This is a genomic window from Phreatobacter aquiterrae, from assembly GCF_053471285.1.
The window spans coordinates 375,645-398,264 of sequence record NZ_JBJPHW010000001.1 but is presented as its reverse complement, the minus strand read 5'-3'; the positions used below and the strand labels follow the sequence as shown (position 1 = coordinate 398,264).

Here is a 22,620-nt window from a genome sequence, read left to right as displayed (position 1 = left end):
CATGACGACGCTGGCCACTCTCGAAACCCGCCTCACGAAGCTCCGGGACATCCGGGCATCCGGCGTCCTCTCGGCCGAGGTCGACGGTCAGAAGACCGTCTTCCGGTCGGACGCCGAGCTGGCAGCGGCTATCGCCGATGTCGAGCGGCAGATCGCGGTCGCCGGGAGTGGCCGCGTCACCACCCTCCGCTTCACGACCTCCAAGGGATACTGATCATGAAGAACTTCGTTCAGGCCGGTGACATGATCACCGCCACCGCCCCTGCCGGCGGCATCCTCTCCGGCGCTGGCCTCCTCGCCGGCTCCCTGTTCGGCGTCGCCGCCACCTCCCAAGCCGAAGGCGGCGCGGTCGAGATCGCCACGAATGGCGTCTTCGACCTGCCGAAGGCATCAGCCGATACTTTCGCGTTCGGGGCCAAGGCCTATTGGGACGCGACGGCCAAGAACTGCACCTCCGCCGACGAAGGCAATTCCCTCATCGGCGTCGCGGTCGAGGCCGCCGGCAACGGTGCCACAACGCTCCGTGTTCGCCTGAACGGCGCCGCGATCTAGGCATGCCAGTGGGGCGGCAGCCTCCGCGAGGGCGCCGCGGCCCGTCCAACAACGGAAAGCACTCCTCCCCGCCGCCCCATGGCATGGACCCAGGGGGTCAAGGAGAGCAAGGCCGCAACTTTTTCGCTGGTGACAGGATGCAGAAGACACGCCGCATCGATCTTCTCCCCGCTTCGCTCCCGCCCATCGCCGTGCGGCGCGAACACGCGGCGGCCGTGATCGATGTCTCGCCCAAAAAGTTCGACGAACTGGTCAAGGACGGCCGGATGCCGCCCGCCCGCAAGATCGACGGCCGCCGGGTGTGGATCATCGACGAGATTCGCGCCCGCGCGCTCGACCTTCCCACCGCAGACGATCCCGCCGACGCGAACCCCTTCGACGATCTCTGAGCCATGGCGAAGCGCAATCCCCCACACCTCAGCAGCGACATGGACCGCCACGGCAACCGCCGCTGGTACGTCCGCCGTCCCGGCCGCCGCAAGGTCCGGCTTCGCCATGAGTACGGGACCGATGCGTTCTGGCAGGCCTATCGCGACGCGCTGGCCGGCAAGCTATCACCACGCCCCGAAGAGCCCCAACGCCTTCCGAAGCCCCAGCGCGGATCGCTTCGCTGGCTGATTGCGAGCTATCTGGAGAGCGGCGAGTTCAAGACGCTGAACCCGAGCACGCGCCGCGTCCGACGCCGCATTCTGGAACGCCTGGCGCAGATGAAGGATGGCGCCGGCCGCGAGATTGGCGGCCACCCCTACACCAAGCTCGAAACCCGCCATGTGCGGAAAATCCGCGACCGGAACGCCGACCGCCCCGAGGCCGCGAACGGCTTCGTCAAGGCCGTCCGCCAGCTCTATGCATGGGCTATCGACGCCGACCTCTCGCAGGCCAATCCGGGCCGCGACGTGAAGTATCTCGCCGGCTCACCCGAGGGCATCCGGCCCTGGACGCCAGAGGATGTCGCCAAGTTCGTCGAGACCCATCCGCGCGGCAGTAAGGCCTATCTCGCGCTTGAACTGATGCTCACCCTGACGGTCCGTCGCTCGGACGTAATGCGTCTCGGGCCGAAGCACGTCAGGGACGGCGCAATCCATTTCACCGAAGCGAAGAACGCTGGCCGCAAGCCGAAGCATCACGTGATTCCCGTCCCGCCTCACCTGGTCGAGACGATCGCCGCGACACCCCACGACGACGCGGCATTCTTGACGACCGACTTCGGTAAGCCTTTCGCCAGCGCGGCGGCCTTCGGCAACAAGATGCGCGATTGGTGCGATGCCGCCGGCCTGCCCCAGTGCTCGTCTCATGGCCTCCGCAAGCTCGGCGCGGCTGTTCTGGCGGAGAGCGGCGCGAGCAATCGCGAGATCATGGCGATCACAGGTCACGAGACCTCAAAGGAGGTCGATCGCTACACCAAGAGCGCGCGGAAACGAGTGCTCGCGGCGAGCGCGATCAGCAAGCAGATTGTCCCACTGCCGAGCGATGCTGTTCAAGGTGAGACAAAACAGGGGTCTAAACCCTTGAAATATCTCAAAGATGCAGGGTGCTTGGTGCCCGGGGACGGAGTCGAACCGCCGACACTGCGATTTTCAGTCGCATGCTCTACCAGCTGAGCTACCCGGGCGACCGCTAGGCATGACCATCCGATGACGATCACGCTGCAGTGCGCGGCGGCTTATAGATGCTCGCTCCGGCACTGTCCACCCTCAAGCTGCCGAATGATCCACAGGCGCGGCAGCGCGACGCGGCACGGCGGCGGGGCGCCCGCGCCGGCGCCTCGCCCACCCACGGCAGCGTGGTCGCGGACGAGCCCCGCAACAGCGTGTTCTCACCCCCAAGAAAAAGCCCCGATGGCGGGGCCATCGGGGCAGGTGGAGGTCATGCGGGATGCACGGCGGACAAGATGATCAGCGCAGGACGACGACGCGGGTGCCGACGCGGACGCGGTTGTAGAGGTCGATGACATCGTCGTTCAGCATGCGGATGCAGCCGGAGGACACGGCCTGGCCGATCGTGTGCGGCTCATTGGAGCCGTGGATGCGGTAGAGCGAGGAGCCGAGATAGAGGGCCCGGGCGCCGAGGGGATTGTCCGGGCCGCCGGCCATGTAGCGCGGCAGATCGGGACGGCGCTGGAGCATCTGCACCGGGGGACGCCAGTCCGGCCATTCCTGCTTGCGGGTGATCGTCTGCGCGCCGCCCCACTCGAAGCCGGGGCGGCCGACGCCGATGCCGTAGCGCACCGCCTGGCCGCCGCCGAGCACGTAGTAGAGACGCCGCTCCACTGTGTTCACCACCACGGTGCCGGGCGCATGGGCGCCGCTATAGGCGACGATCTCGCGCGGGATGGCAGGCGCCTGCGCAGACGGGGTGGAATGCGGCCGCGAGATCAGCGGCTGGCGGGTGTCAGGGTCCAGCATCACAGTCTGGAAGAACGGATTGGCGGAGGCCGGGACGAGGGCCGCCATGGACAGGGCGGCGGCGAGGACGAAGCGGCGGTTCATGGCGGGATCTCCGGGGGCGGCTGACTGGTCGGGACGGACGTTCAGCGGGTCTGGTCGAGGGCGACGGTGCGGATCTGGCGCAGGTGCTGGCCGGAAGCCGAGCTCTGGCAGTCGCGCGGAATGTGCGGCCAGGCATGACGGGCGCAGTCGGCACGATCACTCGGGACGGCGGCAGCCTGGCGCGGGGCGCCGTCGAGGCGGTTGCGGAAGGCATCGAAGGCCCGGTGGGCGTGATCGATGTCGGCGCTCGAATAGCTGACCGAGAGCGACGGCGTGGAGACGGCAGCGCGGCCATCGGGTGCCATGACCAGAGCCAGGGCGAGACCGAAGCCCGCCACCGTGCCAAGAGCCAGAAACTTCGACATCCGGTTCATCGCTGCATCCCCCGTTTCAGGCCCGTCGCGGGCCGGTCTCCCCTCTGTGTCGCGGTGTCCAACGAAAAGGTTCAGTCGTTGGTTCCCTCGTCTCATCGGGTTGAAGGCACAGTAGGGGGAGGGATTTTCCTGGCAGTGTCTCGGGAGGGGGTGCCTCGTTTCAATCGCGCCCGGACTGTTTCAAGCCTTGCCCGGCCGTGTCGGCGGTGCCCTTGAATCATTTCACCGCAGCACGGTTTGTTTCCACGCAGCGGTTTACGGCGTCAGCGGCCGTCGCCGTCCGGCATGAACATGTAGCCGGCCCCGCGCACGGTCTTGATGAAGGTCGGGGCATCTGGATCGGGCTCGATCTTGCGGCGGATGCGGGTGATCCTGACGTCGATGGCCCGGTCGAAGGCGTCCGGATCGCGAGCGCCGGCGAGATCGAGCAGCCGGTCGCGCGACAGCACGCGGCGCGGGTTCTCCGCGAAGGCCTTGAGCAGGCTGAACTCGGAAGCCGTCAGCGCATGTTCAGCCCCGCTCTCGTCACGCAGGAGATGGGCGCCGAGGTCGAGCGTCTTGGTGCCGAAGCGGATGGTCTCGCGCTGGCCGCCAGGGCCGGCGGGTCGGCCGGCCGGCACGCTGCGGCGCAGGACCGACCGGATGCGGGCCAGCAGCTCGCGCAATTCGCAGGGCTTGGCGAGATAGTCGTCGGCGCCGAGATCGAGGCCGGTGATGCGGTCGTCGGGGCTGGCCGTCGCCGTCAGCATGATGACGGGAAGCGGCAGGCGCTGCTTCAGGTCGCGGACGACGGAGAGCCCGTCCTCCTCCGGCATGTTGAGATCGAGCACGACGAGGGCCGGCCGCTCGACCTCGAGCGCGCGGCGCAGAGCCGCCGCCCCGTCGCAGAGGGTGACGCGGAAGCCGTGCATGGTCAGGTAGTCGCCGACCATCTCGCGTGCGGCAGCCTCGTCGTCGACCACCATGATGAGCTGGCCGGTGCTCATGACGCGCCGCGCTGCAGGGTCGGCGGCAGGGTGATGGCGAAGGTGGTGCCCTTGCCCGCTCCGTTGCCGCTCGCGGTGATGCGGCCGCCGTGGAGCTCGACGATGCGCCGGCAGATGAAGAGGCCGAGCCCGGTCGAGCTCTCGCCGCCCGTGGGCTTGGCCGACAGCCGCTGGAAGCGCCCGAACAGGCGCTGTTCGTCCTCCGGCGTCAGCCCGGGGCCGGTATCGCTGACGGTGATGCGGTGACCGGCCTCGCTCGATGTCAGCGAGACGATGATCCGACCGCCGGGCGGCGAATATTTGATCGCGTTGGAGACGAGGTTGTCGATCGCCTCGCGCAGCCTGTCCGGGTCGGCGCGGCCAGGCAGCGTGTCGGGGCCGCTATAGACCAGCATCTGCCCCTTGCGCTCGGCCATCGGGGCGTTGGCGTCAATGACGACGCCGACGATGGCGGCGGTGTCGATGTCGGCCGGGCGCAGCACGATGTCCTCGGCGTCCAGCATGGCGTCGTTGATCAGTTCGTCCACCATCGACGTCATCCGCGCGACGGACGAGCGGATCTGCTCGATCTGGCCGCGGGCGCGCTCGATGTTGGGCGGCTGGAGATTGAGAAGCTCGTTCATCATCTCGGAACGGCCGAGGATGACGCCGAGCGGGTTCTTGAGGTCGTGGGCGACCGTGCCGAGCACCTCGGCCTTGTGATCGTTGGTGCGCTTCAGGCGCTGCCATTGCGCCGTGAGGCGGTCGTTGGCCACGGTCAGCTGGCGGGTGCGTTCGGCGACGCGCTGCTCCAGCGTCTCGTTGGCGGCCTGCAACTGCTCGTAGAGGAAGACATTGTCGAAAGCGGTGGACAGGCGGCCGCTGAAGACCGCGACAAGGGTCTGGTCGGTCTCCGACAGCGGACGGTCGGCGGTCAGGGCCACGACGATCTCGCGGCCGCTCGAGGTCTTCAGGTAGAGCGCCGTCTCATGGCCGTCGAAGGCGTGGCGCCGCCGCTCGAAGGCGCGGCGCACCAGGCGGTCCATGGCCGGGTCGATGGCGCCGCCCTCCGCCGCCACAGAGGCATGGACACCCGATCCGGCGAGGACGGAGAAGCCGTCGCCGCGGTTGTCGCGCAGCACGAGGATGCCCTCGCAGGCCGGCTGGACCAGGCCAGCGATCTGCGTCAGCACGCCGGCCGCCAGCTTCCGCATCGATTTCAGGTCGAACAGTTCGGAGGCGGCCTCGACGATCAGCTCGAGGCCGCGGCGCGTCTCGACGAGGCGCATGAGCTGCTGGTGGCTGCGGATGGCGGCGGTGAGCGAGGTGAACAGCTTGTCGCCGGTCAGCTCGGTCTTCGCCTTGTAGTCATTGATGTCGTAGTCGACGATCACCTGCCGCTCCGGCGCCTGGCCGGGCTGGCCGGTGCGCAGGATGATGCGGACGGTGTCGTTCTTCAGCTCCTTGCGGATGTACTCGACGAGATCGAGGCCGGCGTCGTCGCTCTCCATCACCACGTCGAGCAGCACCACGGCCATGTCGGGGTGGGCTGCGAGCAGCGTGCGCCCCTCGGCGGCCGAGAAGGCCGAATAGAGGTCGAGGCGCTGGCCGGCGAGCTCATAGTCCGACAGGGCGTATTTCGTGCCCGAGTGGACGGCCGCGTCATCGTCGATGATGGCCACCTTCCATCGCGCGCCGTCGATCCGGGCGGCGACCGGTTCGTCGTCGAGAATCGGGACCAGGTCGTCGTCGACCCTCTCCCCCTGCATCTCGTTCATCGGTTCGGCCATCACGCTGCTTCCTGCCGCTCGCCGGGATCCCGCGGGGCGGTCAGCGGCAGGACGATGCGAAAGGTGGTGCCGACGCCGGGCGTCGACGACAGCCAGATACGCCCGCCGAGCCGGCGTGTCACGATGTTGAAGACGATGTTCAGCCCGAGCCCCGTTCCACCCTCCCCGCGCTTCGTCGTGAAGAAGGGATCATAGGCCTGGCGCTGCACGTCGGAACTCATGCCGATGCCGTCGTCGCGGAAGGTCATCAGCACCTGGTCGCCCTCCTGCACCGCCTCGATGCCGAAGGTGCCGCTGCGGCCGTCGGGGAAGGCATGGGTCAGGGCGTTGATGAAGAGGTTGGTCACCACCTGGCCGTAGGGGCCGGGATAGCTGTCGAGCACGATGCCGGGCGGAACCGTGACCTCCAGCTTGACGGGCGCGCGGCGCAGCGTCGGCCGGAGGCTGGCGACGATCTGGTCGGTCGCCTCGGCGAGGTCGAAGCTGCGCCGGTCGGCATGGCTGCGGTCGACGGCGACCTGTTTGAAGGCCTGGATCATCTCGCCGGCACGCTGCAGGTTGAGCGAGAGCTGGCTCGCCGCCTCGCGGCTGCCCTGGACGAATTCGGCAAGACGGGAACGCCTGAGCTCGCCCCTTTCGACATCGCCGGCGAACTCGTCGATGCGGCGCGACAGCGTCGAGGCGACCGTCAGCGAGATGCCGATGGGGTTGTTGACCTCGTGGGCGACGCCGGCAACGAGGCCGCCGAGGGCCGCGAGCTTCTCGGCCTCCACCAGGCTCTGCTGTGTCTCGCGCAGGTGGTCGAGCGCCGTCTCGGCCCTGTCCTTCGCCGCCACCAGATCATGCTCGGCCCGCTGTTTCTCGATGGCGTTCTGGCGGAACACCTCGACCGCCCGTGCCATGCGGCCGATGTCGTCGGTCGCCGTCAGGCCTGAGGGCGGACGTTCGAGATCGCCTGCGACGATGGCGTTCATGCTGCCGGCGAGGTCGTCCAGCGGCACGCGGATGGAGCGGGCGATCAGCGTCCAGATAACGGCGACGATGGCGAGGAAGATGCCGGCGATGCCGACCGCCTGGACGAAGACGATCCTGAGCGTCTGGTCGAGCCGCTGCTGGGCCGCGTCCTCCTTGGCGCGGACCCGCTCGGCCACCTCCTGGATGACGGTCGCCATGACGGCCTGGTTGCCGTCGATCTCCACCTGCAGCAGACGGTTCTGCATGCCGAGAACCTGGATCATGCGGCCGAAGCCTGCCCTGAGCGCCGTCGTGCGGTCGGAGAGGGCCTGGAGGGCGGCGCGCTGAAACTCGGTCTGCGCGAGATCGACCATGACGGGCGCCGTCGCCTGGATGACCTCGATGGAGCGCGAGGCCTCGCGCTGCGCCTGCACCGACTGGGTCAGGTAATAGTCGTTGATCGCGACGAGAAAGATGGAGAAGGCCTCGCGCGACTTGCCGAGCGAGGGCGCCACCAGCGCGGAGCGGTCGGCCATGGACGTCTCGACCACGGCATAAAGTTGGGACAGTTCGCTCGCCGGCTTGCGGATCTCGTTCTCGTAGATGGAGGAGATGGTCTCGCGCACGCTGCGCAACTCGTCGAAGCCGAGCATGAAGCGCTCGGTGACGCTGGTGACCGAGCGGGCCGGGTTCTGCAGCGCCAGGTCGATCTCCTGCTCGATGGCGAGCTTGGCGAGGAGCGCCTTGCGGCGCTGCTCGATCTCGCTCAGCACGGCCTCGTTGGGGAGGGCGAAATAGCGATGAATCAGCGTCTGGAGCCGTCCGGCATCGTTCTCGATTGAAGCGAGCAGGCGGTCGATGCGGCGGGCTTCCTGCAGGTCGCCCCAGGCGGAGCGGATGGCGCGCGCCCCCGAGCCGATGAGCAGCATCAGGAGGGTGATGAAGGCGAGGTTGAGGATGACGACGGTGGCGATACGCCAGCGCACCGGGATGCGGCGGAACTGCTCGGACGCCCAGTCGAGCCGGCCCCGGATGGTCCGGATGGCCGGACGCACCACGACCCTGCGTGCGGTCACCACATCCATCAGCGGGCCTGTCGGATGCGCTCGACGAGAGCGGCGAGATCGGGCGCGGAGGCGAAGCGCTCGAAGATCGGCCGCACCGCCGCCTCGAAGGGCTGGCGATCCTCCAGCGTTACGACGGTGACACCGGCCGCCTCTGCGTCGCGCCGCGAGGTCTGCTCAAGCTTCAGCCATTGCTCGCGCATCGCCATGGCGGATTCACGCGCGGCCTGCCGGAAGATCGCCCTGTCCTCGGGGGACAGGTCGTCCCAGCACTTCTTCGAGACCACGAGAACCTCCGGGCTCATCGTGTGCTCCGTCAGCGTGATGTGCTGCGCCGCCTTGAAATGGTCGGTGGTGACGAAGGAGGGCCAGTTGTTCTCGGCGCCGTGAATGAGCCCGGTGACCAGCCCGACATTCACCTGGCCATAGGGCAGAGCCACGGGGTCGGCCCCCAGCGCCCGCATCATCTCGACCATCATGTCCGACTGCTGGACGCGGATGCGCAGCCCCTTGAGGTCCTCGATCCGGCGGATGGGCCGGACCGAGTTGTAGATGGACCGCGCGCCGGAATCATAAAAGGCAAGGCCGACGAGGCCGTAACGCTCGAAGCTGGCGAGGATGTCCTCGCCCACCGGCCCGTCGAGCACCGCATGCAGATGCGTGACCGAACTGAACAGGAACGGCAGGGCGAGGATGTTCGCCTCCGGAATGAAGCTCGCCAGCGGCGCGACATTGGTGCGGTTGATGTCGATGGCGCCGATGCGCGTCTGCTCGATGGTCTCCTTCTCCTCGCCGAGCTGGCGGGAGTGGAAGATGCGGAGACGGTGACGCCCGCCGGACCGTTCCGTAATGAGCCGGCCCATGAACTCCAGCGCCTTGACGGTCGGATAGTCGGCGGGCTGCGTGTCGGCGACGCGGAACTCGCGCGCCACGGCGGGACCGGCAGGCCCGGCGGGTACGAGAGCAAGCGCCAGGACGCAGGCCATCGCACCGCTCCGCCAGGATGACAGGGACCCGTTCATTGCCTGACCTTCGCAACAGCGTGCCGACCCGGCACCCATCATGGACGAACCATGCCACAGGTCGCGCGTCCTTTGCCATGGCCGCGGCCGGTGCGCGTCTGAACAGCCGACAATTGTTTCATTCGCGTGTCGCGCGGTCGACAGACCCCCAAGAGGCGCAGCGCGGCGATGACATCAGCCCGAAACGCCGCCAGCCGATGGTCCGGCACCATCGAGGGCGCTGCCGGCAACGGCAAGCGCCCCAACCGCCGTCAGCAAATGCTGGAGACTTCCGCATGACCTTCCGCCGTGTCGCCGCCACCCTCGCGCTGACCGTCGGCCTTCACGCCCTCGCCGCGGGAGCGGCGCGGGCCCAGGAGGACATCGGCATCCCCGAATGCGACCGCTTCATCACCAGCTACGAGGCCTGCGTCACCACCAAGGTGCCCGCCACGCATCGCGTGACCTTCGCGCAGCAGGTGGCCCAACTCCGCATCACCTGGCGCTCGCTGGCCCAGGACCCGCAGACCCGCCAGCAGCTCGAAACCATCTGCCGCACGCAGGGCGAGCAGATGCGGCGCGGCCTTGAGCCGTTCGGCTGCGCCTTCTAGCGCACGCAGGCCGCCAGAATGCGGCGGCGGATGTCGGCGATGCCGTCGAGCTGGTAGGTGCCCTCGAAGCGCCAGCGCCGCGATCCCTCCAGCCGGACCGACAGGGTTCCGGTGGCCGGCAATTGCTGCAGGAACTCCCTGACATTGCCCGGATAGAGCGCCTGGTGGCGGTCGCGCGTGCCCTCCCAGATGTCGCCCGGCGCAAGCCGGTCGTTGATCCGCACGGTGGCGAAGACGTTGGTCGTGTTCATGACCGGGATCTCGCGGCCGACCCCCAGCACCGCACGGCCCTCGCGGCAGGCGACCTGAAGGATGATGCCCTCCTCGCCCCAGGGCTCGACCGGCCGCTGCTCGGCGATAATCTCGCGGCCGGCCGGCGTCGACGTGGCCTTGACCTCCCAGCGCCCGACGACGGCGGCGCCATCGGCCTCAGGCGTGGCGAGCGAGGCCGCCAGACCGTCGAAACAGGCCAGGCGCTCGGCGACGCCCGTCTCCCCGGCGCAGCGCCGCAGCGCATCCGCCAGCGCCACTTCGCTCGCCGGGGCGGCAAGCGGAGCGGCGATCAGCAGCAGGAGGGTGAGACTGAGGACTGGTGAGGCACGGTTCATCACGGGAAAATGGGGCGTCGGCGCCCCCGCGGCAACCCGCCAGGAGGTCGCAGAGCCGCCGGCCCGGCAAAAAATCGCTGCATTGCGCCGCCCGGAGCAGATCAGGCCTGCGCGACGAGCCTCCCGCCGCGGCCGCAGCACCCCATATTCATGACCGGACCGCCAGACGAGGACAGGCCATGGGCGAGACATTCCGCGACGACGAGGCGGCCGGGCGATTCGTGCTCGACGTCGCCGGCCGGCAGGCCTTCGCGATCTACCGCCGGGAGGGCGATACCCTCGTCATCGACCATGTGGAGGCCGAGCCGGCCCTGCGCGGCACCGGCGCGGCCGGCCGCCTGATGGAGAAGGTCGTGTCCATCGCCGAGGCCGAAACGCGGCGCATCGTGCCACGCTGCGGCTATGCGGCGAGCTGGCTCAGGCGGCACGCCGGCTGATCGGCCGGTTCAGCCCGCCATCTTGCCGGGGTTCATGATGCCCTGCGGGTCCACGGCGCGCTTCAGCGAGGCCATCAGCGCCATGGCGGCGTCGCCGTGCTCGGCGGCGAGATATTTCATCTTGCCCTGCCCGACGCCGTGCTCGCCGGTGCAGGTGCCCTCCATCGCCAGCGCCCGCTCGACGATGCGGCCCATGAAGGCCTTGCACCGCTCGACGCTGTCCGGGTCGCTCTCGTCCATCAGCGGCAGGACGTGGAAATTGCCGTCGCCGACATGGCCGACGATGGGAGCGATGAGCCCGTGCTCCTCGATGTCCTTCTTCGTTGCCTCGATGCACTCGGCGAGGCGCGAGATCGGCACGCAGACGTCGGAGGACTGGCCCTTCCAGCCGGGCCGGAGCGCCAGCGCCGCCCAGTAGGCGTCGTGGCGGGCCTGCCAGAGGCGCGAGCGGTCCTCGGCCTTGGCCGCCCACTGGAAATCGCCGGCGCCGTAGTCGTCGGCAATCGCCCGGAAGCGCTCGACCTGCTCGGCGACGCCCGCATCGGTGCCGTGGAACTCCAGCAGCAGCAGCGGTTTCTCCGGCAGGCCGAGCTTCGAATAGGCATTGACGGCGCCGACCTGCACCTCGTCGAGGAGTTCGATGCGCGCCATGGGAATGCCGCTCTGGATGGCGGCGATGGTGGCGTCGGCGGCGTCCTTCACCGTCGGGAAGGAGCAGGTGGCGGCCGAGATCGCCTCCGGGATGCCGTGCAGCTTCAGGGTGATGCGGGTGATGATGCCGAGGGTTCCCTCGGACCCGACGAAGAGGCGGGTGAGGTCGTAGCCGGCCGAGGTCTTGCGGGCGCGGCGGGCTGTCTCGATGATCTCGCCGTTCGGCAGCACCACCTGCAGCGCCAGGACGTTGTCCTTCATCGTTCCGTAGCGCACCGCATTGGTGCCGGAGGCGCGGGTCGCCGCCATGCCGCCGATCGAGGCGTCCGCGCCGGGATCGATGGGGAAGAACAGCCCCATGTCGCGCAGATACTCGTTGAGCTGCTTGCGGGTGACGCCCGGCTCCACCACCACGTCGAGGTCCTCCGCATGGACGGCGACGATGGACTTCATCAGCGAGGTGTCGACCGAGATGCCGCCGAACGGGGCGTTGACGTGGCCTTCCAGGGAGGAGCCGGTGCCGAAGGGAATGACCGGCACGTCATGGGCCGCGGCGATTTTCATCACCTGAACGCAGTCGTCGGCGCTCTCGGCGAAGACGACGACGTCCGGCGGCTGGTTCTCGATCCAGGTGAGGGTGTGGGCGTGCTGCTGCCGCACGGCCTGCGAGGTCACCGCGCGGTTGCCGAAGCGCGCCTGCAATTCGCCGATGACGGCATCGAGCGTTGCGCGGTCGGGGCGGGTGCGGGTGGCGGGCATGGCAGATCCTGGCATCGCTGTCCGGCGGCGGCGCACCGGAGATGGGACGCGGAGATTAGGCCCGCCGACGCGGAAGGCAATCCGTCCACAGGCGCGATCGGCCGCAGCGCAGCCCCCTCCCCCGCCCGACCCGATTGCCGGCCCCTGAGCCATTCGCTAATCGGAGATCATGACCACGTTCGACCTCTGCCCCGACACGGGCCTTGCGATCACCCCGCCGATGGCCGTCCGGCCGGAGATGATCGACTACAACGGCCATGTGAACGTCGCCTTCTACGTCAAGCTGTTCGACGAGGGGCTGGACGTGCTGTTCGAGAAGATCGGCCTGTCGGAGACCTACATCCGCACGCGCAACATGAGCTTCTTCGCGCTGGAGGCCCATGTGCGCTACCTGCGCGAGGTGCATCTCGGCGATGAGGTGCAGATGCGCCTGCGGGTCCTCGACCTCGACCCCAAGCGCATCCACTACTGGATGGAGCTGGTGCACGCGAAGGAGCGCTGGCTGTCGGCCACCATGGAATCGATCTCGATCCACATGGACATGGCGACGCGCAGGCCGGCGCCGTTCCCCGACGACATCATGGCGCGGCTGGAGGCCTGGTACGCCACGACCGCCGACCGGCCGCGACCGGAGGGCGTCGGTCAGGTCATCGGCATCCGGCGCAAGGCGGGCTGAGGCGGGCGCCTCAGCGGGCGAAGGGCAGGGTGTAGGAGCCGCCGAGAGTCGTCAGGATGCCGGCGCGGCGCAGTTCGTCGGCCGAGACCACGGTGGCGGCCTCGCGCGCCATGCGCTGGGCGCGGCGACGGGTGATTTCGTTGAACAGACGGGCGATGGAAGCGAAGAACATGGCGCCCTCCCTCAGGGCATGGGTGCGGATGGTCGAAGCGACGCCGACGGCCGACCCTGCCTGAGGCAGGACCGGCCCTGTCGGAGGACTTCAGGGATGACGACCCGTCAGATGGTCGACATCATGGAGCGGGTGCGACGAACCATCTGGTCGCGCGTCATGCCGTGACGAGCGAGTTCCTCGTCCGACAGATGGGCCAGATAGCCGTTCACATAGGTGGCGGCGCGCAGTTCCTGGGCCTCGATGATGGCATCGTAGATGGAACGCCAGAAGCCGGGCTTGCCCGAAGCCTGTTCGGCCGGGGCGGCGGATGCGATCTTGTCGAGCGCAATGGTAGCCATGGTGGTCTCTCCTCTGAAAGAGTGGACGACCTCGAGGCTTCCTCCCTTTCGACTTCCCTATTTTGTTGCGTCGCAGCAAAATGAGTAGATTGTGCAATGCACAATCTGCCCTGCATTTTCTGCATGCCTTGTCGAAACTGTCCGTTAACGGGCTGGATTCGCAACGTTATTTCACAAAATCGAACCACTCGTCCTCGGTCATTACCGTGACCCCGAACTCCCGCGCCTTGTCGAGCTTGGAGCCCGCTCCGGGACCGGCCACGACGTAGTCGGTCTTCTTCGAAACGGAGCCCGCGACCTTCGCCCCGAGGCGCTCGGCCATGGCCTTGGCCTCGTCGCGCGTCATCTTCTCAAGCGCGCCGGTGAAGACCACGGTCTTGCCGGCGACGGGCGTATCGGACTTCGGCTTCTCGGCCTCCTGCACGGTCAGTTCGGCCACGAGGCGCTCGACCATGGCGCGGTTGCGTGGCTCGGCGAAATAGGCCGCCAAGGCGTCGATTACGGCGTCGCCGATCTGGTCGAGCGAATCGAGTTCGGCGCGGGTCTCCGCGTCGCCCTCGGCGAGGCGCACCGCGGCGTCGTGGAAGGCCTGCCAGGTGCCATAGGCGCGGGCGAGGACGCGGGCCGTCGTCTCGCCGACATGGCGGATGCCGAGCGCGGCGATGAGGCGGTCCAGCGGCACGGTGCGGCTCGCCTCGATGGCATCGAACAGGTTCTTCGCCGAGAGGGCGCCGAAGCCCTCCTTGTCCTTCAGCTTCTTCAGGTTCGCCGCATCGCGCCGGGCGAGGGTGAAGATGTCGGCCGGCTCGCGGATCGGCAGATCCGGGTCCTCAAAGAAGAAGGGCAGCCGCTCGGCCCCCAGCCCCTCGATGTCGAGGACGCGGCGCGAGACGACGTGGCGCAGCCGCTCCACCGCCTGTGCCGGACAGGCGAAGCCGCCGGTGCAGCGCCTGACAGCCTCGCCCTCCTCCCGCAGCGCCGGGCTGCCGCAGGCCGGGCAGGTCGCCGGGAAGCCATAGGGCTTCGCATCCGCCGGGCGCTTGTCGATGACGACGTCGAGCACCTGCGGGATGACGTCGCCGGCGCGCTGGACGACGACGGTGTCGCCGACGCGGATGTCGTGCTCGCGGAAGCGGGTGCCGTCGGTGCCGATGCCCCTGATGTAGTCCTCGTTGTGCAGCGTGGCGTTGGAGACGACGACGCCCCCGACGGTCACCGGTCGCAGCTTGGCGACGGGGGTCAGCGCGCCGGTACGCCCCACCTGGGTGTCGATGGCGTCGAGGAGGGTGGTCGCCTTCTCCGCCGCGAACTTGTGGGCGATGGCCCAGCGCGGCGAGCGCGAGACGAAGCCGAGGCGGGCCTGCAGGTCGAGGCTGTCGACCTTGTAGACGACACCGTCGATGTCATAACCGAGCGTGGCGCGCCTCTCGCCGATCATCCGGTAATGGGCGAGGAGGTCCTCGGCGCTGTCGCAGACGACGGTGAGCGGGTTGGTGGGGAAGCCGAGGTCGCGGAACCAGTCGACCATGCCAGACTGGGTGTCGCGCGGCCGGGCGGGGGCGATCTCGCCCCAGGAATAGGCGAAGAAGCGCAGGGGCCTCTGGCGGGTGATCTCCGGGTCGAGCTGGCGCAGCGAGCCGGCGGCAGCGTTGCGCGGATTGGCGAAGGGCGGCAGCCCCCTCTCCTCCTGCCGGGCGTTGATGCGGCGGAAGTCCTCGTGGCTGAGATAGACCTCGCCACGCACCTCCAGCACGTCGGGCGCGCCGGTGATGCGGTGCGGGATCTCGCCGATGGTGCGGATGTTGGCGGTGACGTCCTCGCCGACGGCGCCGTCACCGCGTGTCGCGGCCACCGCGAGCCGGCCGTCCACATAGCGCAGCGAGCAGGAGAGGCCATCGATCTTCGGCTCGGCGGTCATGGCCACCGGCGCATCCGCGGGAAGGCCGAGGAAGCGGCGCACGCGGCCGACAAAGTCGATGACCTCCTCGTCGGCGAAAGCGTTCGACAGCGACAGCATGGGCACGGCATGGGTGACCTTGCCGAATTTCGAGGCCGGCGCCGCGCCGACCTTCTCCGACAGGCTGTCGGTGGTCCTCAGCGCAGGGAAGGCCGCCTCCAGCGCCTCGTAGCGACGGCGCAGCGCGTCGTAGTCGGCATCGGTGAGGGTCGGCGCGTCGTCCTGGTAATATTGCCGGTCGGCCTCGGAAATGGCCTCGGCGAGGCGCTCGTGTTCGAGCCGGGCCGCATCGGCGGTCAGGGCCTCGACGGGCGTGTTGTGGGCGGGGGCTTTCGACATTCACTCACTCGGCCGGATCGGAACGCAGGCGGGCGCGGGGTCCCTCATGCCCGACGCGGGGCCGGGCATCCAGACCCGCATGCGGCCATGCGCCGGAACGAACGATAATGGCGTGGATCGCGGCGGCAAGAGCCGCTGCTGACAGGCCGCGGCCGCAGCCGCCTACTCGACCACGCCGAGAATCATGCCGCGGGACGCCGCCTCGCGGATGACCGCCTCCGTCGAGGGCCACCACATGGAGACGATCCCCGTCATGCCGTGGCGGCGCAGCGCAACCGGAGACGCGGTCCATTCCTCGGCGAGAGACCTGACGCCCGAGCGCGGGTCGCGCCGGTAGGGCGGGTCATAGGTGATAGAGCCGTCGACGCCGATCTCGCGGAAGAAAGCGCGGGTCAGCGCGAGCAGTTCGCGCTCCTCGCCATCGCCGAACAGGCCGCCGAAGGCGCCGGGCGCGATGCCGCCGTGAAAGACCACAAGGCCGTTCGGCGCCACGACCTTGGTGCGCGCGGCAGGGAAGAGGAAGTTGGCGCAGGAGGAGATGCAGTGGCTTTTCACCACGAGGAGAAGGCCGCGGGCGCGGACGGCGCGGGCGAGGCGCACCGCCGCCGTCACCTCGCCGCCGTCGGAGGTGACGACCATGGCGCTGAGGCTGCGATCGGCAAGCAGCGCCTCCGCGCGCGCGCCGCTGTCGCGGTCGATGTCGCCGCTGAAGCAGAGGGTGGCGCCGGAGATGCGGATGCCGGGTCCGGAGGGGGCCTCGCAGGCACTGAGAGCCTCCGTGGCGGCAGCCGGCTGGGCGTGCGCGGGGATGGCGGACAAGACGGCGAGAAGCGTGGTGGAGACCGCCGCGGCACGCGTCGCCCTGTGCCAGAGGCCGACGTGATGGGCGGCGAACAGGCGCCGGCAGAACGGGGATGCGGTGCTGATCATGTGCCTGACACCACCCACCAATGCAGGCATTCCGATGACCGAGGCGCCCCTCACCCGACCGTCAGGAGCTTCTCGGCGGCGGCGCGGGCCTCGTCAGTGATGGTCTCGCCGGCCAGCATGCGGGCGAGTTCCTCGCGCCGAAGATCGAAGCCGAGCGGTTTCACGCGCGTGGCGGCGCTCTGGCCGGTCGTCTCCTTGGCGATGAGGTAGTGGCGCGTCGCCTTCGCCGCGACCTGCGGCGCGTGGGTGACCGAGAGCACCTGCACCTTCGCACCGAGCCGTGCCAGGCGCTGGCCGATGGCGTCCGCCACGGCGCCGCCGACACCTGTGTCGATTTCGTCGAAGACGAGGGTCGGCGCCGAGCCCTGGTCGGCCAGCACCACCTTCAGGGCCAGCATGAAGCGCGACAGCTCGCCGCCCGAGGCGACCTTCATCATCGGGCCGGGCCGTGTCCCCGGATTGGTCTGAACCCAGAACTCGGCGCGGTCGATGCCTTCCGCGCCCGAACCGTCGGTGGCCAGTTCCGTCATGAAGCGGGCCCGGTCGAGCTTGAGCGGCCCGAGTTCGGCATTGACGGCGGCATCAAGCCTCGCCGCCGCCGCCTTGCGCTTCGCCGACAGGTTCGCCGCGGCCTTGCCATAGGCGGCCTCGGCCGCGGCCGCGGCCTTCTCCAGCGCCACCAGCCGGTCCTCACCCGCATCGAGCGCCGAGACGTCCGCGAGATAGCGCGCGGCGAGATCGGCGAGACCCTCCACCGGCACGGCATATTTGCGCGAGGCGGCGCGCAGCGCGAAAAGCCGTTCCTCGATGCGCTCCAGCTCGCGCGGATCGAACTCGGAGGCGCGCTGGGCGGTCTCCACCGCAGCGCGGGCGTCCTCGATGCGGTCGAGCGCCTCGCCGAAGGCCTTGACGATGGGCTCGACGAGGGCGGGCGCCTGCGCGGCGCGGCGCTCAAGCCTGCGCCACGCCGCGGCAAGCGAGGGGACGGCGGAGCCAGGTCCTGCCAGCACGTCCATGGCGTCAGCGAGGTCGGAGGCGATCTTTTCCGAGGTCATCATCGCCTGACGACGCGCCGCGAGATCGGTTTCCTCGCCGGCTTCGGGACGGAGCTTCGTCAACTCCTCGACGGCGTGGCGCAGGAAGTCCCCGTCGGCGCGGGCCTTGGCGAGGCGGGCCTGCGCCTCCTCGACCGCCTTGCGCGCATCGCGCCAGCCCTTCCAGGCGGCGTGCACCGCCTCCACATCCGCGCCGAGGCCGCCATAGGCGTCGACGACGGCGCGATGGGTGTCCGGCTCGATCAGCGCCCGGTCGGCATGCTGGCCGTGAATCTCGACGAGCGCGCCGCCGATGGCGCGCAGCACCTGCACGCTCACCGCCTGGTCGTTGACGAAGGCGCGGGTGCGGCCGTCGGCCAGCTGCACGCGCCTGAGAATCATGTCGCCCTCGGTGTCGAGGTCGGCCTCGGCGGCGATACGGCGGGACGGATGGGCAAGCGGCACGTCGAAGACCGCCGTCACCTGTCCCTGGTCCTGGCCGTGGCGGACCAGAGCCGCGTCGCCGCGAGCGCCGAGCGCCAGCGAGGTGGCGTCGAGGAGAATGGACTTGCCGGCGCCGGTCTCACCCGTCAGCACGGACAGACCCTCGGCGAAGGTCAGATCGAGCCGGTCGATCAGGACGATGTCGCGGATCGAAAGCTGGACGAGCATGGACGGTTCGCGTTTTCCCGACAGCGAGGTGGCAGGGACGCCGGGGGATTCGGCAGCGCCCACGCCTGCAACGGCTTATCGCGAACGGACGAGGAACGGAAGGGTCAGCCGGTGACGCGCCGGAAGGCGCGGCTGATCCAGGATCCGGTATCCTCGCGCGGCGTCAGGCCCTGGCCCTGGACCAGCGCGTAGCTATCCTTGTACCACTGGCTGTCCGGGAAGTTGTGGCCGAGGACGGCGGCCGCCGTCTGCGCCTCGTTGACGATGCCGAGCGCCATGTAGCACTCGACGAGACGGGCGAGCGCCTCCTCGACGTGACGGGTCGTCTGGAACTGCGAGATCACGGTCCGGTAGCGGTTGATGGCGCCGGCGAACTGGCGGCGGTCGAGATAGTACTTGGCGACGGTCATCTCGCGGCCGGCGAGTTGGTCGCGGGCGACCTCGATCTTGCGGCGGGCGGCAATGGCATATTCCGACTGCGGCCACTTGCGGGTGACCTCCTCGAGGACGACGAGGGCGCGCTCGGTGCGGGTCTGGTCGCGCTGCACGTCGGGGATCTGGTCGTACTGGGCCGCGCCCATCAGGTACTGGGCATAGGCCGCATCGTTCGAGCCGGGATGCAGTTGGAGATAGCGGCGCGCCTGGTTGATCGTCTCTTCGTAGTCCTGCGACTCGTAATAGGAATAGGCGGCCATGACGAGCGCCCGCTTGGCCCATTCCGTATAGGGATGGGTGCGGTCGATCTCCATGAACTTCAGGGCCGCGCGGCGCCAGTCACGGCGGTTCTGCAGCGCGATGCCCTCGTTGTAGAGCTTCTCGGCCGGCTCGTCGGGAAGGTTGGCGGAATCGGTGTTGCCGCCGAACAGATTGCCGAACGAGGGTGCGTTGGCGCAGGCCCCGAGCGGCAGGGCGGCGGCGACCATCGCCGCCAGCAGCACGGTGCGACGCGGCGGACGACTCGAGAGGGCCTGATCCGAAGGCTGCCCATCCACGGGATGCTTCTGCACGGTCACGAACCTTCCCACTCGACGTTATGACTCTGAACCCCGGGGCCTTAAGCCTTCGGGGACCGGAACGGCTCATAACCGAATTTGCACGGTGGGGCTATCGCCCCGGCGCCACGTTCTGAAGCGGAGTTGAGGCCCAATTGGGGCAAGGGCTCAGTTGGCGTCCGGCCCGTAGGCGGGGACCGCGACGCCGAGATCGGCATGGCCACGCTCGCGGCGATGCGCCTGCTCGACGATCGTATAGGCGGAGGGATCGGAGAAAAGGGCGTCGAGCAGCTTCACGTTCATGCGATGGCCACCGCGATAGGAACGGAAGCGGCCGATGAGTGGTGCGCCGGCGAGGGAGAGGTCACCGACGGCGTCGAGCAGTTTGTGACGCACGAACTCGTCGCGGAAGCGGAGGCCTTCCGGATTGAGGATGCGGTCGTCGCCGACCACGATCGTGTTCTCGAGCGAGGCGCCGAGCGCCTTGTTGACGGCCCACAGCTTCGTCACGTCCTGCATGAAGCCGAAGGTGCGGGCGCGGGCGACGTCGCGGCGGAAGGCGCCGGCATCGAGATCCATGCCATAGACCTGTCGGCCGATCAGGGCATTGTCGAAGTCGATCTCCACCTCGAGGCGCAAGCCGCGATCATGGGGATGGAGTTCGACCACGCCGCGCTCGGTCTCGATCACCACGGGTTTCAGGACCTTCACGACCTTGCGGTTGCAGTCGAGGGCCTCAAGGCCGACCTGATCGATGGCGGCGACGAAAGGAGCGGCCGAACCGTCGAGGATCGGCATTTCGGGACCGTCCACCTCGACGAGGCAGTTATCCACACCGAGACCGGACAGGGCGGCCATCAGGTGCTCGACGGTGGCGACGCCGCCACGCTCGGGACGGCCGAGGACGGTGGACAGGTCGGCGGAGGACACGTTGCGAAAGACGGCCGGAATTTCGGCCTCGTCCTGGTCGGAGCGCAGGAAGGAGATGCCGGAGCCGGCCTCGGCAGGATGGAGCGTCACCGATACGGACGCCCCGGTGTGGACACCGATACCGTCGAGCTGGACCGCGTCGCGAATCGTCGTCTGCCTGGCAGTCTTCATTTCCGACCGTCTCTGTCGCCCGCCGTCGAAGCCGCCAGGACTTCGTGGGATCGGACGACCCCCATTTCATGACCCCACGAGCCGGCGCCGGATTTCAGTGGTTCGATCCGGAAATGCTGCAGTGAAGCGAATCACCACGCATCGACATCCATGCTCGTCGGGCCGGGACCATAGACAGGGCTCGCGAGAGGGCCAAGTCACGGTTTATGTCCGAGTGTTACCAAAATTCGGACGCATTCTGGCAAACGCGTTAAGAGGATAAAAACGTCGGCTTAACAAAAACTTACCCGGGTGGTTCACACCCGGGTAAATTGAACCGCTGCAAGATTTCGTAACAATCTGGCCGGAGGGTTCCGGTGGCCTCAATTCGCCTGGCGGCGGAGGAAGGCCGGGATGTCCAGATGGTCCTCGTCGGCACGCTGCTGTTGCGCTGCGGGACGACCGTGGATGTCGAGACCGGCCGGCTCGCGACGCATCTGCGGCGCCGGAGCGGCGGGCATGCGCGGCGCCTGGGCGACCGGACGGGCCGGCTGCAGCGGCGGGGCGGCACGCGGCGCGGGGGCCGGCGCGTCGGACATCTCCGGCTTGCGGGTGAAGCCGATGGACTGGAGCTTCTCCATCAGCGAGGTGCGCTTCTTCTCGACCGGGTTCTCGGCCGGACGATGGGCGGCCGGCTCGACGCGGAGCTGATCGCGCACCATGCGCGGCAGCTCGTCGGTCGTCGGCATGCGCACCGGACGCATCGGCTTCTCGGCCGCCGGCGGGATGAAGTCGCGGGCGGGAGCGGGTTCGTCGCGCGGCGGCAGCAGCGGCTGGTCGAGTTCGACCGGCGCCTCGCGGAACAGGGCCGGCCGTGCGGCCACCGGCTGCAGGACGACTTCGCTCTCGGTGACGACCGGGGCGGGCGCCTCGGCGGCCGGCAGCTCATAGACCTGCGGCTCGGCCTCGACCGGAGCCTCGGCGACAGGGGCCGGCGCGGCGACCGGCGCTGCCGACGGCTGCAGCTGCGCCATGCGCTGGGCGCTCTGGCGCAGCTTCGCCGTCATCTCGGCGATGGTCTGGGTGTTGGCGGCCTGCGCCGACAGGTCGATGCCGGTGGCGACCACGGAGACGCGGATCGTGCCGTCGAGGGCGTTGTCGAAGGTGGCGCCGAGGATGATGTTGGCTTCCGGATCGACCTCCTCGCGGATGCGGGTTGCAGCCTCGTCCACCTCGAACAGGGTGAGGTCGTTGCCGCCGGTGATCGAGATGAGGAGGCCCTTGGCGCCCTTCATCGAGGTCTCGTCGAGCAGCGGATTGGCGATCGCGGCCTCCGCGGCGGTGATGGCGCGGCGCTCGCCGGTGGCCTCGCCCGTTCCCATCATCGCCTTGCCCATGTCGCGCATGACGGCGCGGACGTCGGCGAAGTCGAGGTTGATCAGGCCTTCCTTGACCATCAGGTCGGTGATGCAGGCGACGCCCGAATAGAGCACCTGGTCCGCCATGGCGAAGGCGTCGGTGAAGGTGGTCTTCTCGTTGGCGACCCTGAACAGGTTCTGGTTCGGGATGACGATGAGCGTGTCCACCGACTTCTGCAGCTCGATGATGCCGGCGTCGGCCGTCTTCATGCGGCGCACGCCCTCGAAGTGGAAGGGCTTGGTGACGACGCCGACGGTGAGGATGCCGAGCTCGCGGGCGATGCGGGCGATGACCGGGGCAGCGCCCGTGCCGGTGCCGCCGCCCATGCCGGCGGTGATGAAGGCCATGTGCGAACCGGCGAGCTGGTCGCGGATCTCGTCGATGACCTCCTCGGCCGCCGCCGCGCCCACTTCCGGATGCGAGCCGGCGCCGAGACCGGAGGTCACGGCGAGGCCCATCTGGATGATGCGCTCGGCCTTGGCCGAGGACAGCGCCTGGGCGTCGGTGTTGGCGACGACGAAGTCACAGCCCTGAAGGCCGCCCTCGATCATGTTGTTGACGGCGTTGCCGCCCGCGCCGCCGACTCCGAACACGGTGATCCGGGGCTTCAACTCCCGGATGTCGGGCATCTTCAGGTTGATGGTCATCATGAGCCTCGTTCGAATCACTCACGCGACTGCCACGTCGCTTATCTTACTCGGGTTGCGTTGCCGATGGCGGCCGGCGCTGCATCTCTCCGTCAGGGCCGAAGGG

Annotated in this window: 23 protein-coding genes, 1 tRNA gene and 1 pseudogene; 7 read left to right on the top strand and 18 right to left on the bottom strand. The window is 68.7% G+C overall.

Annotated features, from left to right (window positions below):
• Window position 1 precedes the first annotated feature (1 nt).
• The 3 genes from ACJ4V0_RS01885 to ACJ4V0_RS01875 all read left to right on the top strand — a co-directional run bounded on the left by ACJ4V0_RS01885 (window position 2) and on the right by ACJ4V0_RS01875 (window position 941).
• Window positions 2–214 carry a phage head-tail joining protein gene (locus ACJ4V0_RS01885; RefSeq protein WP_448297847.1) on the top strand — a complete coding sequence of 71 codons (213 nt, stop codon included), beginning with the start codon at window positions 2–4 and terminating at the stop codon, window positions 212–214.
• A gap of 2 nt (window positions 215–216) precedes the next feature.
• On the top strand, window positions 217–552 hold the full coding sequence (locus ACJ4V0_RS01880) for a DUF2190 family protein (RefSeq protein ID WP_448297846.1): 336 nt from the start codon (window positions 217–219) through the stop codon (window positions 550–552).
• A gap of 137 nt (window positions 553–689) precedes the next feature.
• Window positions 690–941: a helix-turn-helix transcriptional regulator gene (locus tag ACJ4V0_RS01875; protein WP_448297845.1), complete on the top strand. Its 252-nt coding sequence runs from the start codon at window positions 690–692 to the stop codon at window positions 939–941.
• A gap of 165 nt (window positions 942–1,106) precedes the next feature.
• Here the strand turns inward: ACJ4V0_RS01875 and ACJ4V0_RS01870 are convergent, their stop codons facing one another.
• The gene (locus tag ACJ4V0_RS01870; protein WP_448297844.1) at window positions 1,107–1,322 is read right to left on the bottom strand and encodes a hypothetical protein; all 216 of its coding nucleotides are present in this window, start codon (window positions 1,320–1,322) and stop codon (window positions 1,107–1,109) included.
• Between ACJ4V0_RS01870 and ACJ4V0_RS01865 the strand changes: the two are divergent.
• Window positions 1,260–1,907: pseudogene (locus ACJ4V0_RS01865) on the top strand (site-specific integrase); the annotation flags it as partial. The gene ACJ4V0_RS01870 and the pseudogene ACJ4V0_RS01865 overlap by 63 nt on opposite strands.
• A gap of 181 nt (window positions 1,908–2,088) precedes the next feature.
• On the opposite strand, the gene ACJ4V0_RS01860 reads toward ACJ4V0_RS01865, so the two are convergent.
• The 7 genes from ACJ4V0_RS01860 to ACJ4V0_RS01830 all read right to left on the bottom strand — a co-directional run bounded on the left by ACJ4V0_RS01860 (window position 2,089) and on the right by ACJ4V0_RS01830 (window position 9,174).
• Window positions 2,089–2,164: transfer RNA gene (locus ACJ4V0_RS01860), tRNA-Phe, on the bottom strand.
• A 283-nt stretch (window positions 2,165–2,447) separates the two neighbouring features.
• Window positions 2,448–3,041 (bottom strand): L,D-transpeptidase, encoded by a 594-nt coding sequence (locus ACJ4V0_RS01855; protein WP_448297843.1) that lies wholly within the window; start codon window positions 3,039–3,041, stop codon window positions 2,448–2,450.
• Window positions 3,042–3,082: 41 nt separating this feature from the next.
• Window positions 3,083–3,406, bottom strand: coding sequence for a hypothetical protein (locus ACJ4V0_RS01850; RefSeq protein ID WP_448297842.1), 324 nt, complete (start codon window positions 3,404–3,406; stop codon window positions 3,083–3,085).
• A gap of 272 nt (window positions 3,407–3,678) precedes the next feature.
• Window positions 3,679–4,401 (bottom strand): response regulator, encoded by a 723-nt coding sequence (locus tag ACJ4V0_RS01845; RefSeq protein ID WP_448297841.1) that lies wholly within the window; start codon window positions 4,399–4,401, stop codon window positions 3,679–3,681.
• Entirely contained in the window at window positions 4,398–6,170 is a 1,773-nt protein-coding gene (locus ACJ4V0_RS01840; protein WP_448297840.1) for an ATP-binding response regulator, read from the bottom strand. The genes ACJ4V0_RS01845 and ACJ4V0_RS01840 overlap by 4 nt, the downstream gene beginning before the upstream one ends.
• Window positions 6,170–8,200, bottom strand: coding sequence for a sensor histidine kinase (locus ACJ4V0_RS01835; RefSeq protein ID WP_448297839.1), 2,031 nt, complete (start codon window positions 8,198–8,200; stop codon window positions 6,170–6,172). Before ACJ4V0_RS01835 ends, ACJ4V0_RS01840 begins: the two co-directional genes overlap by 1 nt.
• 8 nt (window positions 8,201–8,208) lie before the next feature.
• Window positions 8,209–9,174, bottom strand: coding sequence for a TRAP transporter substrate-binding protein (locus tag ACJ4V0_RS01830; RefSeq protein WP_448297838.1), 966 nt, complete (start codon window positions 9,172–9,174; stop codon window positions 8,209–8,211).
• A 311-nt stretch (window positions 9,175–9,485) separates the two neighbouring features.
• Here ACJ4V0_RS01830 and ACJ4V0_RS01825 point away from each other — a divergent pair, with 311 nt between their 5' ends.
• Complete coding sequence (locus tag ACJ4V0_RS01825; RefSeq protein ID WP_448297837.1) at window positions 9,486–9,800, top strand: hypothetical protein; 315 nt, start codon at window positions 9,486–9,488, stop codon at window positions 9,798–9,800.
• On the opposite strand, the gene ACJ4V0_RS01820 is transcribed toward ACJ4V0_RS01825, so the two are convergent.
• Window positions 9,797–10,411 (bottom strand): hypothetical protein, encoded by a 615-nt coding sequence (locus ACJ4V0_RS01820; protein WP_448297836.1) that lies wholly within the window; start codon window positions 10,409–10,411, stop codon window positions 9,797–9,799. The genes ACJ4V0_RS01825 and ACJ4V0_RS01820 overlap by 4 nt on opposite strands.
• 176 nt (window positions 10,412–10,587) lie before the next feature.
• On the opposite strand from ACJ4V0_RS01820, the gene ACJ4V0_RS01815 reads away from it, so the two are divergent.
• Window positions 10,588–10,845, top strand: coding sequence for a GNAT family N-acetyltransferase (locus ACJ4V0_RS01815; RefSeq protein WP_448297835.1), 258 nt, complete (start codon window positions 10,588–10,590; stop codon window positions 10,843–10,845).
• A 9-nt stretch (window positions 10,846–10,854) separates the two neighbouring features.
• On the opposite strand, the gene ACJ4V0_RS01810 is transcribed toward ACJ4V0_RS01815, so the two are convergent.
• The gene (locus tag ACJ4V0_RS01810) at window positions 10,855–12,255 is read right to left on the bottom strand and encodes an FAD-binding oxidoreductase (RefSeq protein ID WP_448297834.1); all 1,401 of its coding nucleotides are present in this window, start codon (window positions 12,253–12,255) and stop codon (window positions 10,855–10,857) included.
• A gap of 169 nt (window positions 12,256–12,424) precedes the next feature.
• Between ACJ4V0_RS01810 and ACJ4V0_RS01805 the strand changes: the two genes are divergently transcribed.
• Complete coding sequence (locus tag ACJ4V0_RS01805; RefSeq protein ID WP_448297833.1) at window positions 12,425–12,931, top strand: acyl-CoA thioesterase; 507 nt, start codon at window positions 12,425–12,427, stop codon at window positions 12,929–12,931.
• Between the two features lie 10 nt (window positions 12,932–12,941).
• Here the strand turns inward: ACJ4V0_RS01805 and ACJ4V0_RS01800 are convergent, their stop codons facing one another.
• The 8 genes from ACJ4V0_RS01800 to ftsZ all read right to left on the bottom strand — a co-directional run bounded on the left by ACJ4V0_RS01800 (window position 12,942) and on the right by ftsZ (window position 22,514).
• Window positions 12,942–13,103, bottom strand: a complete 162-nt coding sequence (locus ACJ4V0_RS01800; protein WP_448297832.1) for a hypothetical protein — start codon at window positions 13,101–13,103, stop codon at window positions 12,942–12,944.
• 107 nt (window positions 13,104–13,210) lie between these two features.
• On the bottom strand, window positions 13,211–13,444 hold the full coding sequence (locus ACJ4V0_RS01795; protein WP_448297831.1) for a hypothetical protein: 234 nt from the start codon (window positions 13,442–13,444) through the stop codon (window positions 13,211–13,213).
• A gap of 166 nt (window positions 13,445–13,610) precedes the next feature.
• Window positions 13,611–15,740 (bottom strand): NAD-dependent DNA ligase LigA, encoded by a 2,130-nt coding sequence (ligA, locus tag ACJ4V0_RS01790; protein WP_448297830.1) that lies wholly within the window; start codon window positions 15,738–15,740, stop codon window positions 13,611–13,613.
• A 162-nt stretch (window positions 15,741–15,902) separates the two neighbouring features.
• On the bottom strand, window positions 15,903–16,670 hold the full coding sequence (locus ACJ4V0_RS01785; RefSeq protein ID WP_448297829.1) for a hypothetical protein: 768 nt from the start codon (window positions 16,668–16,670) through the stop codon (window positions 15,903–15,905).
• A 50-nt stretch (window positions 16,671–16,720) separates the two neighbouring features.
• Window positions 16,721–18,376, bottom strand: a complete 1,656-nt coding sequence (gene recN, locus ACJ4V0_RS01780; protein ID WP_448297828.1) for a DNA repair protein RecN — start codon at window positions 18,374–18,376, stop codon at window positions 16,721–16,723.
• Window positions 18,377–18,480: 104 nt separating this feature from the next.
• Window positions 18,481–19,299: an outer membrane protein assembly factor BamD gene (bamD, locus tag ACJ4V0_RS01775; RefSeq protein ID WP_527248923.1), complete on the bottom strand. Its 819-nt coding sequence runs from the start codon at window positions 19,297–19,299 to the stop codon at window positions 18,481–18,483.
• A 237-nt stretch (window positions 19,300–19,536) separates the two neighbouring features.
• On the bottom strand, window positions 19,537–20,469 hold the full coding sequence (gene lpxC / locus ACJ4V0_RS01770; RefSeq protein ID WP_448297826.1) for a UDP-3-O-acyl-N-acetylglucosamine deacetylase: 933 nt from the start codon (window positions 20,467–20,469) through the stop codon (window positions 19,537–19,539).
• A gap of 362 nt (window positions 20,470–20,831) precedes the next feature.
• Window positions 20,832–22,514 (bottom strand): cell division protein FtsZ, encoded by a 1,683-nt coding sequence (ftsZ, locus tag ACJ4V0_RS01765; protein ID WP_448297825.1) that lies wholly within the window; start codon window positions 22,512–22,514, stop codon window positions 20,832–20,834.
• Between the last annotated feature and the right edge of the window lie 106 nt (window positions 22,515–22,620).

Excerpts from the sequence above, each read along its gene's own strand:
- ACJ4V0_RS01810 (WP_448297834.1), bottom strand. The coding sequence starts at position 12,255 with ATGCCCGCCACCCGCACCCGCCCCGACCGCGCAACGCTCGATGCCGTC.
- bamD (WP_527248923.1), bottom strand. The coding sequence starts at position 19,299 with ATGGTCGCCGCCGCCCTGCCGCTCGGGGCCTGCGCCAACGCACCCTCG.
- ACJ4V0_RS01825 (WP_448297837.1), top strand. The coding sequence starts at position 9,486 with ATGACCTTCCGCCGTGTCGCCGCCACCCTCGCGCTGACCGTCGGCCTT.
- ACJ4V0_RS01815 (WP_448297835.1), top strand. The coding sequence starts at position 10,588 with ATGGGCGAGACATTCCGCGACGACGAGGCGGCCGGGCGATTCGTGCTC.
- lpxC (WP_448297826.1), bottom strand. The coding sequence starts at position 20,469 with ATGAAGACTGCCAGGCAGACGACGATTCGCGACGCGGTCCAGCTCGAC.
- ACJ4V0_RS01830 (WP_448297838.1), bottom strand. The coding sequence starts at position 9,174 with ATGGCCTGCGTCCTGGCGCTTGCTCTCGTACCCGCCGGGCCTGCCGGT.
- ACJ4V0_RS01845 (WP_448297841.1), bottom strand. The coding sequence starts at position 4,401 with ATGAGCACCGGCCAGCTCATCATGGTGGTCGACGACGAGGCTGCCGCA.
- ACJ4V0_RS01870 (WP_448297844.1), bottom strand. The coding sequence starts at position 1,322 with ATGGCGGGTTTCGAGCTTGGTGTAGGGGTGGCCGCCAATCTCGCGGCC.
- ACJ4V0_RS01800 (WP_448297832.1), bottom strand. The coding sequence starts at position 13,103 with ATGTTCTTCGCTTCCATCGCCCGTCTGTTCAACGAAATCACCCGTCGC.
- ACJ4V0_RS01855 (WP_448297843.1), bottom strand. The coding sequence starts at position 3,041 with ATGAACCGCCGCTTCGTCCTCGCCGCCGCCCTGTCCATGGCGGCCCTC.
- ftsZ (WP_448297825.1), bottom strand. The coding sequence starts at position 22,514 with ATGACCATCAACCTGAAGATGCCCGACATCCGGGAGTTGAAGCCCCGG.
- ACJ4V0_RS01805 (WP_448297833.1), top strand. The coding sequence starts at position 12,425 with ATGACCACGTTCGACCTCTGCCCCGACACGGGCCTTGCGATCACCCCG.
- ACJ4V0_RS01785 (WP_448297829.1), bottom strand. The coding sequence starts at position 16,670 with ATGATCAGCACCGCATCCCCGTTCTGCCGGCGCCTGTTCGCCGCCCAT.
- recN (WP_448297828.1), bottom strand. The coding sequence starts at position 18,376 with ATGCTCGTCCAGCTTTCGATCCGCGACATCGTCCTGATCGACCGGCTC.
- ACJ4V0_RS01840 (WP_448297840.1), bottom strand. The coding sequence starts at position 6,170 with ATGGCCGAACCGATGAACGAGATGCAGGGGGAGAGGGTCGACGACGAC.
- ACJ4V0_RS01885 (WP_448297847.1), top strand. The coding sequence starts at position 2 with ATGACGACGCTGGCCACTCTCGAAACCCGCCTCACGAAGCTCCGGGAC.
- ligA (WP_448297830.1), bottom strand. The coding sequence starts at position 15,740 with ATGTCGAAAGCCCCCGCCCACAACACGCCCGTCGAGGCCCTGACCGCC.
- ACJ4V0_RS01880 (WP_448297846.1), top strand. The coding sequence starts at position 217 with ATGAAGAACTTCGTTCAGGCCGGTGACATGATCACCGCCACCGCCCCT.
- ACJ4V0_RS01795 (WP_448297831.1), bottom strand. The coding sequence starts at position 13,444 with ATGGCTACCATTGCGCTCGACAAGATCGCATCCGCCGCCCCGGCCGAA.
- ACJ4V0_RS01875 (WP_448297845.1), top strand. The coding sequence starts at position 690 with ATGCAGAAGACACGCCGCATCGATCTTCTCCCCGCTTCGCTCCCGCCC.
- ACJ4V0_RS01850 (WP_448297842.1), bottom strand. The coding sequence starts at position 3,406 with ATGTCGAAGTTTCTGGCTCTTGGCACGGTGGCGGGCTTCGGTCTCGCC.